General features: G+C 46.5%; 9 protein-coding genes. 5 read left to right on the top strand and 4 right to left on the bottom strand.

The genetic code is table 11. The features are described from left to right. Nucleotides 1-17: 17 nt before the first annotated feature. The 3 genes from porE to G8O23_RS07000 all read right to left on the bottom strand — a co-directional run bounded on the left by porE (nucleotide 18) and on the right by G8O23_RS07000 (nucleotide 5,708). On the bottom strand, nucleotides 18-2,003 hold the full coding sequence (porE, locus tag G8O23_RS07010) for a PorE family type IX secretion system protein (RefSeq protein WP_166363168.1): 1,986 nt from the start codon (nucleotides 2,001-2,003) through the stop codon (nucleotides 18-20). A gap of 201 nt (nucleotides 2,004-2,204) precedes the next feature. Next, the gene (locus G8O23_RS07005; protein WP_166363166.1) at nucleotides 2,205-4,400 is read right to left on the bottom strand and encodes a glutamine synthetase III family protein; all 2,196 of its coding nucleotides are present in this window, start codon (nucleotides 4,398-4,400) and stop codon (nucleotides 2,205-2,207) included. A 192-nt stretch (nucleotides 4,401-4,592) separates the two neighbouring features. Then, nucleotides 4,593-5,708 (bottom strand): saccharopine dehydrogenase C-terminal domain-containing protein, encoded by a 1,116-nt coding sequence (locus G8O23_RS07000; RefSeq protein WP_166363164.1) that lies wholly within the window; start codon nucleotides 5,706-5,708, stop codon nucleotides 4,593-4,595. Between the two features lie 208 nt (nucleotides 5,709-5,916). Here G8O23_RS07000 and gpmI point away from each other — a divergent pair, with 208 nt between their 5' ends. From gpmI to priA, 3 genes are all read left to right on the top strand, one after another. Further along, nucleotides 5,917-7,443 (top strand): 2,3-bisphosphoglycerate-independent phosphoglycerate mutase, encoded by a 1,527-nt coding sequence (gpmI, locus tag G8O23_RS06995; RefSeq protein WP_166363162.1) that lies wholly within the window; start codon nucleotides 5,917-5,919, stop codon nucleotides 7,441-7,443. 66 nt (nucleotides 7,444-7,509) lie between these two features. Beyond that, complete coding sequence (locus G8O23_RS06990; protein WP_166363160.1) at nucleotides 7,510-8,094, top strand: DUF3109 family protein; 585 nt, start codon at nucleotides 7,510-7,512, stop codon at nucleotides 8,092-8,094. Between the two features lie 595 nt (nucleotides 8,095-8,689). Further along, nucleotides 8,690-11,179, top strand: coding sequence for a replication restart helicase PriA (gene priA, locus G8O23_RS06985; RefSeq protein WP_317168998.1), 2,490 nt, complete (start codon nucleotides 8,690-8,692; stop codon nucleotides 11,177-11,179). A gap of 10 nt (nucleotides 11,180-11,189) precedes the next feature. Here priA and G8O23_RS06980 read toward each other — a convergent pair whose 3' ends face one another. Continuing rightward, a complete protein-coding gene (locus G8O23_RS06980; RefSeq protein WP_166363158.1) occupies nucleotides 11,190-12,155 on the bottom strand; it encodes a diacylglycerol/lipid kinase family protein in 966 nt (321 codons plus the stop codon). A 246-nt stretch (nucleotides 12,156-12,401) separates the two neighbouring features. Between G8O23_RS06980 and G8O23_RS06975 the strand changes: the two genes are divergently transcribed. Both G8O23_RS06975 and G8O23_RS06970 read left to right on the top strand, forming a co-directional pair. Beyond that, nucleotides 12,402-13,199, top strand: a complete 798-nt coding sequence (locus G8O23_RS06975; protein ID WP_166363156.1) for a ParA family protein — start codon at nucleotides 12,402-12,404, stop codon at nucleotides 13,197-13,199. Nucleotides 13,200-13,240: 41 nt separating this feature from the next. Then, a complete protein-coding gene (locus G8O23_RS06970) occupies nucleotides 13,241-14,149 on the top strand; it encodes a ParB/RepB/Spo0J family partition protein (protein ID WP_166363154.1) in 909 nt (302 codons plus the stop codon). Nucleotides 14,150-14,195: the final 46 nt, after the last annotated feature.

Raw genomic sequence — 14,195 nt, 5'->3', positions numbered from 1 at the left:
TCCTAATTTTTACCGTATTAGTCCGCCTTAAAATCTGTACTTAGCACCCTGAACTCTGTTCTACGGTTAATTTGGTAAACGGTTTCCTGCTGCTCTTCATTCGAGAGTTTATCGATGTATTGCTGGTTAAGCTTAGCCCCAACCTGCAGGAATGGGTACTGCTGTGCAAGCTGCTCGTCGACCACCTTGGGCTGCGACTGGGCATACCCCTTAGCACGCAAGCGTTCCGTTGGCACGCCACGTTCTATTAGGTAGTTAACAACGGACTGAGCTCTTTTCTGCGATAGGTCGTAGTTGTAATCTAACGATCCACGGCTATCGGTATGAGCGCCCAGCTCAATCACAATGGTTGGGTTATCGTTCAGCACCTCGATAAGCCTATCGAGTGCAGCCATAGATTCGGGACGAAGTTCCCAACGATCGAAATCGTAAAAGATATTGGGCAGCTCAATTGGTCGTGCCGTTGATGTTAATTCGATATCCACGTCGAACTCCTTGCTTTCGGTTAATCCGCGGGTGGTCTCACGGCCCTTGCCGTTTAGGTAGCCTTCGCGCGATGCGATAAGCACATAATCGGTGTTGGGGTTAAGCATGAAGCGGAACGAACCATTATCCTCGGTTCTTACGTTTGCAATAATTCCATCGCTACCCACCAGCTGCACGTTGGCATTGGCCAGTGGCCTACCCGACTTATCGTCGCGAATACGACCAATCATGTTGAAGTTAATTTCAGGCAGATAGAAAAGAAATATATTGTCACCTCCACGTGCACCAACATCTCTTCGTCGTGATGAGAAGTAACCCGCCTCGCGTTCGCGCTCGAATATAATACCGAAATCGTCGGAGGGAGAGTTAATTGGGTAACGCATATTTTCAACCTCCCAACCGTTGCCGTTGCTTGGGGTAGCTCTAAAAATATCAAGCCCACCCATCCCAGGATGGCCATCGGATGAGAAGTATAACGTTCCATCGCTATGGATGTAGGGAAACATCTCGTTACCCTTTGTGTTGATTTCGGGGCCTAAATTAACAGGCTCGCCCCAGTTGTCGGATGATGATGTGCGAGTAACCTTCCAGATATCGTTTCCACCATAACCACCAGGGATGTTGCTAACAAAATACAAGGTTAGCTCATCGTCGGATATTGAGGGGTGTGCCACAACCATACTGTCGGCAGCAATAGGGATGGGGTCGGGAGTAAGCCAACCCTGCTCTCTGCGTTCGCTAACCAAAATTTCGCACCCTAGCTTATTACGGCGACTAGTTCTGCAACGGGTGAAGTACAACTTATTGAGATCGGCTGTTAGCGAGGGGGTTCCCTCGTCGTAAGCAGTGTTTATTGACTCATCGAGAGGGCGTGGATCGCTCCAGTTACCTCTACGGTCGCGCTGTGTTACAAATATATCCGTAAACTTTTCGCCCGTTCCAGCATGCTTTCTCGAACCAGTGGCCTTGTCGCGGGAGCTGGTGAAGAAAAGTATGGAATAATCTTCGGATGCATAGGTTGGGCTAAAATCGGATTGTCGACTATTAATAGCTCGCAGATTCACCACCTCGTATCCCGAGGGTGACGCCATCCACTGCTGAGCGAGTTCGCACGACTTAATGCCCACATCGGCCAGAGGATCGTTAGGCACTAGCTCCTTGTACTTTTGGTATTGCTCAATGGCCTCATCATATTTCTCGGCCATCTTAAGCATCTCGGCGTAGTGATAGAACACTTTAGGATTAGGCGCATCGCGCATAATTGCTTTTGAATACCACAACTCGGCCTGACGAGCATTTCCGACAAATCGATAGCAATCGGCTATTCGCTGTAAATAAAAGCCCATATCTTCACGGGAAACCTTATCCAACTCGCGGCGATAAATCTCTACAGCCTCAAAAAAACCTCCAGCTTCAAAAAGAGCGTCGGCACGTCGTATCCGTGCAGTTTGCGAAACGCCATCAAGGCTAAAGGTTATAATGAATAGTACTACAAGCGCTTTAAGTGTAAACCTCATTGTACGATATTTTTCAGGTCTAACGATTCTATTGAACTGATACGATAATTTCAGCTTTTTATTGTACGATTTGAAACGTACAAAACAGTAAACCTTGTAAAAGTAAACATAATTTCGAAAATTACGCACCATTACACAAATGAAAATGAGCGTGCAAAAAACTGCCCGCTCATTTCGCACTCAAAAACGCCCTAAAAGTGCTTAGCGAATAAACATCAGCTCACGGTACTTGGGCAATGGCCACATCTGATTATCTACAATAAGTTCAAGCTTATCTATGTGAAAGCGAATCTCCTCGAGGTAAGGTTTTATAACGCTCGAGTATAGTTCGGCCCGCTTGGCTATATTCTCCTCCTGATTCACCTCCTTACGCTTCTCAACCAACTCCTTCACCTTCTCACGAATCTCCTTAATATGGCCAGAAATCTTTCTAATTGATAGCAATTGAGTTCCAGCGAGGGTACAGTAGTCGTTCTCGTCGGGGAAGAGCTCCTTGATCCCCTTCACATTCTCGATAAGCACATTCTGGTAAGCAATTACGGTTGGCACTATATGATTGATGGCCAAATCGCTAAGTACGCGTGCCTCAATCTGTACCTTTTTCACAAATATCTCGTTCCGTATTTCATATCTGGCGTGAAGTTCCCTTTGGGTAAGCACTCCGTAGCGCGTGAAAAGTTCTGTGGTTGATGGCAGAAGAAAGGTTTTAAATGCCTCGGGGGCAATTGGTATGTTGGGCAAGCCCCGCTTTGCTGCCTCCTCAATCCACTCCAGGCTATAACCATTCCCCTCGAACCTAACCGGCTTAGATGCGATTATCACCTTCCGGATGCACTGGAAAATTGCCTCATCCTTCTTCACTCCACTGGCAATAAGTTCATCAACATCGGCCTTAAACAGGGTGAGTTGGTCTGCAAGTGCTGTTGACAGCACAATCATTGGCGAGGCGCAGCTAGCCGATGAGCCTACTGCTCTAAACTCAAAACGATTGCCTGTGAAGGCAAAGGGCGATGTGCGGTTCCGGTCGGTATTATCGAGCAATATTTCGGGTATCTTTCCAATGATATCGAGCTTAAGCTCCGTTTTCTCATCGGGAGTCATTTTGTTCTCGTGTACTTTTTCCTCCAGATCGTCGAGCACTTGGCTTAACGTTTTGCCAATAAAAACCGACATGATGGCTGGTGGAGCCTCGTTTGCTCCAAGCCTATGGGTATTGGGCTCACTGGCAATGCTACCCAGCAACAGTGCAGAGTGATCGTATACCGCTTTAATGGTATTCACTAAAAAAGTTAGAAACTGTAGGTTGTTCTTTGGCGTTCCGCCAGGTGATAGCAAATTCACACCAGTATCGGTAAGTAGCGACCAGTTACAATGCTTACCCGAACCATTAACATCCTTAAATGGTTTTTCATGGAAGAGCACACGGAAGCCATGCCTACGGGCCAGCTTATCCATTAACGACATGAGCAGCTGGTTATGATCAACCGCCAAGTTCGCCTCCTCGAATATAGGCGCTAGTTCAAACTGGTTTGGAGCAACCTCATTGTGCCTAGTTTTAACCGGAATACCAAGTTTGTAACACTCAATTTCCAGATGTCGCATAAAAGCGCTAACCCGCTCGGGAATCGATCCAAAGTAATGATCCTCGAGCTGCTGATCCTTCGCGGCTGCATGCCCCATAATGGTACGACCTGTTAAAACCAAATCGGGACGGGCGTTAAACAATGCCTCATCAACCAAAAAGTACTCCTGCTCCCACCCTAACGTTGAGAAAACCTTCTTTACATCCTTATCGAAAAAGTTACAAACTGCGGTGGCTGCCTTATCCAGCGCATTCAGCGATTTTAGGTGTGGCGTTTTAAAATCGAGCGCTTCGCCAGTGTAGGATACAAAAACTGTGGGAATACAAAGGGTATGATCCATAATGAATGCAGGTGACGACGGATCCCATGCGCTATAGCCACGCGCCTCGAAAGTGTTACGAATACCACCGCTAGGGAAACTCGATGCATCGGGCTCTTGTTGTACCAGCAAATCGCCACTAAAACGTTCTATGGCTTCGCCATTACGGCCAAAAGAGAAAAACGCATCATGCTTCTCGGCTGTAGCCCCGTTGAGCGGATGAAACCAGTGGGTGTAGTGTGTTGCACCTTGTTCCATTGCCCAAGCTTTCATTCCAGCAGCCACCTGCGCTGCAATCTTCCTGTCGATACGCCGGCCCTCGTCGATAGCCGAAATTACACTCTCAAAGGCTTCATGCGATAGGTAACGCTGCATCTTATCGCGACTAAATACATTAATCGCAAAAATTTCAGAGATTTTACTTGTAGAAACCTCAAAATCTTTAATGGGTCGCCGGAGGGCCTCCTCAACGGCTCGAAAACGTAGCTGGGGCATAGTGTAAAATTATTAGGGGTTCGATGTGCAAATTTATTATTTTTTCTTTACACCCCCCCCTGTTTTTTGTATTATAAATACTTTTTTTGATTCTTTTTTTTAATCACCCCCTATTTTTAACATTCGCCACAACTAGTATTTATAAAAAAAAGAGGAGACACCCCCTCTTTAGAATTATCAAGATGTATAAAACTACTCGCTAATATAATTCACCCCACGCTGCTTTAAATAATCCAAAATAAAGTCGAAGCAACCGGGCGCCGCACCTACCATTTCAGGGGCAAAAACGCCAACTTCACGGAAGTTGCCCGCGGCCAAAAGATTTACTCCAGCAGTAGCCGTGTAGCCTGTGGTACGAGCCATTGACCACTGTTCTGTTGCAGGGTCGTACTCATCGTAAAGGTTGTAGGTTACCACTTTGGGTGTTCCCTTTTCAACCCCTTTAATAAGTACCTGCATAACGGTTATCTCTGGTTCGTTGGGCTGGAGTTTCCACTTTTCAAAAAGGATTTTTGAGGTCATGGCCATTGGCGAGAGGCTAACTCCATCAACACTCACTGGGTCTGTAGAGAAAAATCCACTCGCACTAAGGATTTTGACAATATCGATATGCCCCGGATACCGCAAGGTTTTCTCCTTCATATTGGGAATATGAGCCATAGTTTTAAGCAGCGAGCGTAACCCATCGGTATTGAATCCCTCCAAATCGCCAACTTGAGGAAAATTGTACATTTCGATTTCGCTCATGGCCGGTTTAGTAACCACCCTGCCGTTCTCCATACACCTTGCCGGACGGGTATACTCCTCCAGAACATCAACAGGCGAAAAAGGAGCTTTATACTGATAGGGATAATTCCGCACCTTAGGTAGGCCGCCCACCATATAGAAAAACTCAGACACCTCCATCAGCTGGTTATAATGACCCAAAATGATATTGGGCATTCCCGGGGCAACCCCAAAATCGGCAATTACAGTAACGCCTGCTTCTTTGGCTAAAGGGTCTAGTTCCATAAAATCCTCGGGCATAAAGGAGATATCAACCACCGATTTCTTTGCCTCTATGCATGTCCTCACCGTGCTATAGCCCATAAAACCAGGAACGGCACAAACTACCAGATCAAAATCTTGTACAACTCTTTTTACTTGTTCGCTATCGCGTAAATCTGCTCTATAAGTTTTTACACCGTAGGGTTCAACCATCGACAAGTTCTCGGTGCAAACATCAACAGAAGTAACGTCAAATTTTGCAGACAGGTCAAAGGCCATTGCTCGACCTACCATTCCTGCGCCTAGCACTACAATCTTCATAACAATTCTATTTTTATTGATTTTTATTGCCTCAAAAATAAGGTTTTACCAAAAAAAAACAACCTCATTCGTTAGCGTACATTATTTTATATCATTGTGTGGGCAAACTAAAAATTTGGCTAAAAGCTATACCTTTGCGAAGCAAAAATCAACATAACAGCACTTGGACTGTTTTCAAGAAAAACACATTATATAATAGTATAGCATTATGCAGACAAACAACAAAGTACTACTAATGATCCTCGATGGGTGGGGAATTGGCAAGGGCGATAAAACCGATGTTATTGCAAGCACACATCCCGAGAATATGACGCGCCTTCAGGAGACATACCCCAATGCGCAGCTGCAAACCAGCGGCGAGAATGTGGGGCTTCCCGAAGGGCAGATGGGAAACTCCGAGGTTGGGCACCTAAACATTGGAGCGGGAAGGGTTGTGTACCAAGATCTGGTTAGGATAAACAAGGAGATAAAGGAAGGGCTAATAGATAAAAACCCAGTATTAACCGAGGCTCTTGCTTACGCCAAGGAAAAGAATGTGGCCGTACATTTCCTCGGGCTGGTTTCCGATGGCGGTGTTCACTCTATGGATACCCACCTATACAAACTTTGCGATATGACCAAGGATCAAGGGCTCAGCAAAGTATTCATCCACGCTCTAACCGATGGCCGCGATACCGACCCGCAAAGCGGGTTAGGATTTGTTCGCAACCTTGAAAAGCACCTTGCCAACAGCAATGGTACCATTGCCTCTATGGTTGGGCGCTACTACACCATGGATCGCGACAAGCGATGGGAGCGCGTTAAGGTTGGCTACGACCTGCTAACCAAAGGCGAAGGTAAACCCGTGCAGAGCATTACTAAGGCAATGGAAGAGTCGTACGCCGAAGGTGTTACCGATGAATTTATAAAGCCCATAGTGAAGGTTGATGATGCCGGAAAACCTGTAGGCACTATCAACGAGGGTGATGTGGTGATTTGCTTTAACTTCCGCACCGATAGGCTTAGGGAAATTACCATGGCGCTTACCCAAATAGATATGCCCGAGCACGGAATGCAAACCATACCGCTGCACTACGTGACCATGACCAACTACGACGACACATTTAAAAATGTTAAGGTAGCTTACGATAAAGATAACTTGGTGAACACCATTGGTGAGGTTGTTTCCAACGCTGGGCTAAAGCAGCTGCGCATTGCCGAAACCGAAAAATATGCTCACGTTACATTCTTCTTCTCGGGTGGACGCGAAGAGCAATTTCCTGGCGAAAATCGCATACTAATTCCATCTCCCAAAGTAGCCACCTACGATTTACAACCCGAGATGAGCGCCTTTGAGGTGAAGGATGCCATAGTGAAGGATCTGAATGAGAATCAACCCGACTTTGTTTGCCTAAACTTTGCCAATGGCGATATGGTTGGTCACACCGGAATATACAGCGCCATTGAAAAAGCAGTTAAAGCAGTAGACCAGTGCGTTGGCGAAGTAGTTGAAACAGCCAAGGCCAACGGCTACACCGTAATGATAATTGCCGACCACGGCAATGCCGACAATGCAGTTAATCTCGATGGTTCGCCAAATACGGCTCATTCGCTAAACCCCGTTCCCTTGATACTGGTTACCGATAAGTACAAGAAGGTAAGCAATGGCATACTAGCCGATGTGGCCCCAACCATCCTAAGCATAATGGGGCTGCCTATTCCAGCCGAAATGACTGGCCAAGTTCTTTGCGAATAGACAATATAGCCTTGGCTATCTTAGCTCAAAACTCTGTTGCCAAGGCTAATTACTACCCTAACGTTTATGATTCAAATTGACGATAAGCTACTTAGCTTTGATATTTTCGAGAAACATTTCTGCTGCGATCTACCCAAATGCCTTGGTGCATGCTGCGTGCACGGGGAATCGGGTGCACCGCTGGAGATGGATGAAATTGATAGCCTAAAGGCAGAGATTGAAAAGATAAAACCATTCCTAAAGCCAAGCGGACTAAAAGAGATTGAAAAGCAGGGTGTTACCATAAGGGATTTAGATGGTGATATGGTTACACCCCTTATCAACAACGCGGAGTGTGCCTACTCCATTGAGGAGAATGAAATTACCTTTTGTGCCATAGAAAAGGCTTGGCTCGAGGGCAAGGTTAAATTCCGCAAACCCATTTCATGCCACCTATACCCCATTCGGGTAAAAAAGTACCCCACCTTTACGGCGCTTAACTACGACCAGTGGAGCATTTGCCAACCCGCCCGCGAGCTGGGCGAGAAAGAAGGCATTCCTGTTTTCAGGTTCCTAAAGGGAGCCATAACCCGAGCCTACGGTGAGGAATTTTATGCCGAGATGGAGGAGGCCTACCGATTGCTGCAGGAACAAAATGAGAATCAGGACTAGATAGACTGAAAAGGGGTGATTGGATGCCTGCCTGTCTCGGGTCTCGTCATTATTTAACGAGATAACGAGAGCAGGATTGGATGATTGCTGAGCCTTAGCCAAAGGTTGAAAAGACCTGACAGCGTTTGCAAAACCTGTCAGCGTCTATAGTGAGAAGTTGAGTGACCCTGCTTGCCAGCAGGCAAGCTGCCTGACTGACGTCGGCAGGCAGGTTGCTTGCCTCGCAAGAACAGCGTTTCCTTGCCGTGACTGTGTCTCAGTTTGTCTCGGGTCTCGTCATTATTTGACGAGATAACGAGAGCAGGATTGGATGATTGCTGAGCCTTAGCCAAACGTTGAAAAGACCTGACAGCGTTTGCAAAACCTGTCCGCGTCTAAAGTGGCTGATTGAATCAGCCTGCCTTTCCAACTGCCATTTGCCTATTGCGAACTTTATTATAATTGGCGGAGTAATTAGCTAAGTAACCGACAAACCGCGAATATCCAAACTCAACGCCCTATCCATCCTTATTTACCTTAAAATATTTCGTGAGCCACAAATTGCTGCACGTTACCACAATTTCGTTGTACCAAATTTTCGGTTAATTTTGCCATTGTGAATTCAGCATCCCAACTATATACCGAGGTAATTCTGCCCTTGGCATTGCCAAAGCTATACACCTACTCCATTCCACCGGAGTTAGCCCAGCAGGTAATGCCCGGAGTAAGAGTTGTGGTGCAGTTTGGCAAAAAGAAGTTATACTCAGCCATTGTGCATAGAGTGCATAGCAATGCCCCCGAAGCATACCAAACCAAGGACATAGTTCAGGTTATCGACTCGGAACCCCTGGTGCAAGAGGAGCAGCTAAAACTCTGGAGTTGGATATCTACCTACTACATGTGCACGTTGGGCGAGGTGATGAAAGCGGCTCTCCCATCGGGGCTTAAGCTGGAAAGCGAAACGTTGATTAGCCAAGGTGAGAATTTTGCAATCTCCGAAATGCTTAACGAATCGGAAGCATCTATCCTTAGCGCCTTTGAGGATAGCAAGAGCATAAGCATACAGCAGCTAGCTGCCAAAACCGATGCCAAGCAACCCATGGGGGGTATCAAAAAGTTACTCGACAAGAAAATACTAAGCATAAGCGAATCCATTGAGCCAGCATTTAAACCCAAACTCGAAACCTTTGTAAGGCTTCATCCACGGCTAAAAGTTGATGAGGATGTAAACCAAACCTTCGAGCAACTTGCAAGAGCCCAGTCGCAACAAAAGTTGCTAATGGCTTTCCTCGCGCTTACTGCCCCTAACCGAGGTACATTCAGCAGTTCAGTTGCAAAAAAGGAGCTCATGGAGAAGGCTCAAGTATCTGCTGCAGCATTTAAGGCCCTCGTTGATAAGGATATTTTTGAGGTAGAAACACGAGAGGTTTCGAGGTTAAACGCGGGGGGCGATGGAAGCATGAAGAGCCTTTTGCTCAGCCAAGCCCAAACAGCTGCTTTTGAAAATATCAACAAAGAATTTACCAACACGAACGTTGTTCTACTGCACGGTGTAACCTCCAGCGGAAAAACTGAAATCTATATAAAGCTGATAAAGGAGCACATAGCACAGGGCAAACAGGTGCTTTACCTACTCCCCGAGATTGCCCTTACGGCTCAGATCATCAATCGATTAAAACGGTTTTTTGGCAACCGAGTTGGCGTGTACCATAGCAAGTTCAGCGATAACCAGCGCGTTGAGGTGTACCAAAGCCTGCTCAACGATGGCACTTCGCCCGATGTGCCAGCATACGATGTTATCATCGGCGTGAGGTCATCCATATTCCTACCTTTTAAGCGCCTTGGGCTTATTATTGTAGATGAGGAGCACGAAAACACATTCAAGCAGTTTAACCCTGCACCACGCTACCATGCTAGGGATACTGCCATTGTTTTAGCGCAGCTGTTTAGCGCCAAGGTGCTGCTAGGTACTGCAACACCATCGGTGGAAACATTTTACAATGCGCAGATCGGAAAGTACGGACTGGTGAGCATTACAGAACGATTCGAGGGAATTAGCCTACCCCAAATCACTGTGGTAGACACCCTTATGGCTCGCAAGAAAAAACTTATGAAATCGATGTTTGCCCCCCAGCTACTCGATGCCATTGGCGAGCGACTTGAGCGTAACGAGCAGGTAATTCTTTTCCAAAACCGTAGAGGGTACTCGCCCTTTGTGGAGTGCGAGGAGTGCGCCTGGGTGCCACAGTGCAAGCATTGTAACGTAAGCCTTACCCTGCATAAGCATAGCAACCAGCTGGTTTGCCATTACTGTGGATTTGCCATGCAAAACCCACCATCATGCCTTGCCTGTGGAAGCAGCAGGCTAAGCACCAAGGGTTTTGGAACCGAAAAAATTGAGGAGGAGCTGGCAATATTTTTCCCTTCGGCAAGCATTGAGCGGATGGATCTCGACTCTACCCGAAGCCGCAACTCGTACGAGCGGATTATTGGCGATTTTGAAAGTGGCAAAGTGGATATCCTTATTGGCACGCAAATGGTTACCAAGGGGCTCGACTTTGACAGGGTGAGCTTAGTTGGCATACTCAATGCCGATAATATGCTGAATTTCCCTGACTTTAGAGCCTACGAACGAAGTTACCAGCTAATGGCACAGGTAAGCGGCCGGGCTGGGCGAAGGCATAAGCAAGGGCAGGTAATTATTCAAACTGCGAACCCTACACATCCGGTAATCAGGCAAGTGATTGACAACGATTTTGAGTCGCTTTTCAAGCAGCAGCTGGTGGAGCGAAATAACTACCAATACCCACCCTACTATAGGCTTGTAAAGATATCGATGAAGCACCGCGATAGCAAGACCCTTGGCGTGGCTGCTGAGCAGTTGGCAAGAAACCTAAGGGCGATTTTCAAGAACCGAGTGCTTGGGCCTGAAGATCCGCTCATTAATCGGATTCAAAACTTCTATATAAAGGACATTCTAATTAAATTCGAACGCAACATCGACCTACCTAAGGCAAAGGCAATTCTGCAGGCTGAGCTGGATAGAATAAAAGAATATCAGCCTTTTAGAGGTCTCTTTGTTCTCCCCGACGTTGACCCGATGTAGCTCAGACTCCCTAGCCATAAATTTCCATTCTTGCAGCAATGGATTTTGAAAAATCGGCCCCGACAACAACCCTAACTGCACTGGGAATTGACGTAAAAACGAATGGTGATGTTCCCAGCGATTCGCCATCAACCTCAAGGTTGAAGTGGGGCTTGGAAGAAATTTTCACCCTCGTGGCCGTATAGCCAAAAATCTTGGAGTGCTCCAGAATCTTCCCATTGTATAGTTTAAAAATATTCCGAATAACATTAAAACGACTAACCCTATGCACAAGGGTAACATCAAAAAGGCCATCGTTTGGCACCGCATTGGGCATCTGCATCATTCCACCGCCATTGTACTTCCCCACACCCAGGGTAATGCTAAAAAACTCACCACTGTGCTCGGCTTCATCAATTGTTACCCTAGCAACCGACGACCTAAAAACCATTAACGTTTTTATAATGCTTATAAGGTATAGCATGCGGCCTCGCCTCCCATCCTCCTTCAACTTGTTAGTTGAATGAGCCACATCGGCATCGAACCCTGCTCCAGCAGCATTGGCGAAGTACCTCATCTGCTTAACACGAGCCTCGAAATACTCAACCCTTCCCACATCCTGCACAAAGGTAACCCCCTTACTTATCGCCTTAATACAGCTGGTATAGTCACTGGGCACACTAAAAGACTTTGCCCAATCATTCCCGGTACCCACCGCAACAACCCCTATGGTTATATCCTGCGTGGAGACCTCTTGCTGAATGAAGACGCCATTAACAATCTCGTTATGGGTGCCATCTCCACCCACGCAAATAAACTTTCTACAACCAGCCTTGACTGCTGCAACCGTTAGTTCAACAGCATGGTGCTTTCGCTCAGTAATCCTATAGTCAAAGTCTATCGAATGCTTTTCAAGCAAACGCTTAATCTGGGGCCAATCGCGCGCACCCCTACCCGATCCTGCAACAGGGTTAACTATAACAAACCAATCCTTCACTATGCTTTAAAAATTTCAGCTAAAATATGCATAATTAAAGTCATTATCTAAAGGCTCACCGAACCACCCACCTTTTTTTCAAAAGATTAGCTACTTTTGCAAACGGGCAAACGGGCAAAATGTTAATAACGTGTTGGTAAGTTCGGCGGCAATGTTTATATTAGTAGCCCTTAAAATTGCCTGCATTTTAACGCATCGGATAACTTTGCATCTTTAAAAAATCATTAGAAATAAACTCTTTACGTTATGGGAAAAGTAATAGCGCTAGCAAACCAAAAGGGCGGAGTGGGCAAAACCACAACCGCAATAAATCTTGCAGCCAGCTTGGCCGTTCTGGAGAAGAAGGTACTGCTTATTGATGCTGACCCACAGGCCAACGCCACCTCGGGGACAGGGTTCGATTTACGCAATGTTGAAAACAGCATTTACGAATGCCTTGTGGATGAAGTTAACCCAAACGAAACCATACTGAAAAGTGAGATTGAGGGGCTCGACCTAATCCCTTCCCATATCGACCTAGTAGGTGCTGAGATAGAAATGCTTAACATGCCCAACCGTGAGCAAATGCTAAAATCGGTTATCGAAAAGCTAAAGGACAACTACGATTTCATCCTGATTGACTGCTCGCCCTCGCTAGGACTTATCACCGTTAATGCGCTTACAGCTGCCGACTCGGTGATTATACCTGTACAGTGCGAATACTTTGCGCTCGAAGGGCTTGGCAAGCTACTCAACACCATCAAGATAATCCAAACCCGGTTGAACCCTGAGCTTAAAATTGAAGGCTTCCTGCTCACCATGTACGATGCACGCCTTCGCCTATCGAACCAAGTGGTTGACGAGGTTAAAAAGCACTTCCAGCAAATGGTATTCGAGACCATTATACAGCGAAATATCAAGCTTAGTGAAGCTCCAAGCTACGGCAAGCCCGTAATACTATACGATGCCGCCTCATCCGGATCGACTAACTACCTTAACCTCGCCCGCGAGTTAATCCAAAAAAACGAGGTGGCCGAGGTAGCCGACACAAACAGTAACAACTAAAACTTCACAGTCACCTTTGAGTGAGATATAGATATTAAACAATGGTTAAGAAACAGGCATTAGGACGCGGACTGGGAGCACTTATTGAGGATGCCGAGTCGCCCAAGCAACGTACAGAGGTAAGGGAAGAATCGAAAAGTAACGATCTTGTTCAAGAGATTGATATCAACAAAATTGAGGCGAATCCTTTTCAACCCCGAACATCGTTTGACAAGGAGGCTCTTCAGGAGCTATCCGACTCGATTAAAGAGCTAGGCATAATTCAGCCACTTACCGTAAGGCAGCTCGACGGAGGCTACCAACTTATATCGGGAGAGCGTAGGCTGCGTGCATCGAAGCTAGCTGGATTAAAAACAGTGCCAGCATTTATACGCACTGCCAACGATCAGGGGATGCTTGAAATGGCTCTGGTTGAAAATATCCAACGCGAAGACTTAGATGCCATAGAGGTTGCCATTAGCTACCAACGACTAATTGATGAGTGTAAGCTTACCCACGACAACCTGTCGGAAAGGGTGGGTAAGAAACGCGCCACCGTTACTAACTACCTACGACTGTTAAAACTCCCAGCCGAAATTCAGCTTGGACTAAGAGACAGAAAACTCAGCATGGGACATGCGCGAGCACTAATTTCGCTCGAGAGCAAGGAGCACCAGCTTGGCATCTTCCAAATGATACTTGAGGAGGATCTATCGGTTCGCAAAGCCGAAGAGCTAGCCAAGACCATTGCCGAACCATCACAACCAAGGCCCAAAGAGGATAAACCAACTGAGGAAAAACCCGCTATTCCCGAAGAACTTGACAATTTTCAGAAGAAACTTCAGGATGTGTTTGGCTGGGGCGTAGAGGTTAAACCCGGGAAAAAGGGAAGCGGAAAAATTGTGATTAACTACCGCACTCCCGGCGAACTTGGAGAGCTAATGGAGAGATTTAATCGTTTCGGCGAGTAATAAATCGGCACCGTTCTGCGTTCACACCACAGAAACATCTTGGCCA

The organism is Perlabentimonas gracilis (assembly GCF_011174675.1).
Classification (GTDB): Bacteria; Bacteroidota; Bacteroidia; order Bacteroidales; family Tenuifilaceae; genus Perlabentimonas; species Perlabentimonas gracilis.
This window is presented reverse-complemented; position numbering and strand designations above follow the sequence as displayed.

Excerpts from the sequence above, each read along its gene's own strand:
- G8O23_RS06990 (WP_166363160.1), top strand. The coding sequence starts at position 7,510 with ATGATTCAAATTGACGATAAGCTACTTAGCTTTGATATTTTCGAGAAA.
- G8O23_RS06970 (WP_166363154.1), top strand. The coding sequence starts at position 13,241 with ATGGTTAAGAAACAGGCATTAGGACGCGGACTGGGAGCACTTATTGAG.
- G8O23_RS07000 (WP_166363164.1), bottom strand. The coding sequence starts at position 5,708 with ATGAAGATTGTAGTGCTAGGCGCAGGAATGGTAGGTCGAGCAATGGCC.
- gpmI (WP_166363162.1), top strand. The coding sequence starts at position 5,917 with ATGCAGACAAACAACAAAGTACTACTAATGATCCTCGATGGGTGGGGA.
- porE (WP_166363168.1), bottom strand. The coding sequence starts at position 2,003 with ATGAGGTTTACACTTAAAGCGCTTGTAGTACTATTCATTATAACCTTT.
- G8O23_RS07005 (WP_166363166.1), bottom strand. The coding sequence starts at position 4,400 with ATGCCCCAGCTACGTTTTCGAGCCGTTGAGGAGGCCCTCCGGCGACCC.
- G8O23_RS06975 (WP_166363156.1), top strand. The coding sequence starts at position 12,402 with ATGGGAAAAGTAATAGCGCTAGCAAACCAAAAGGGCGGAGTGGGCAAA.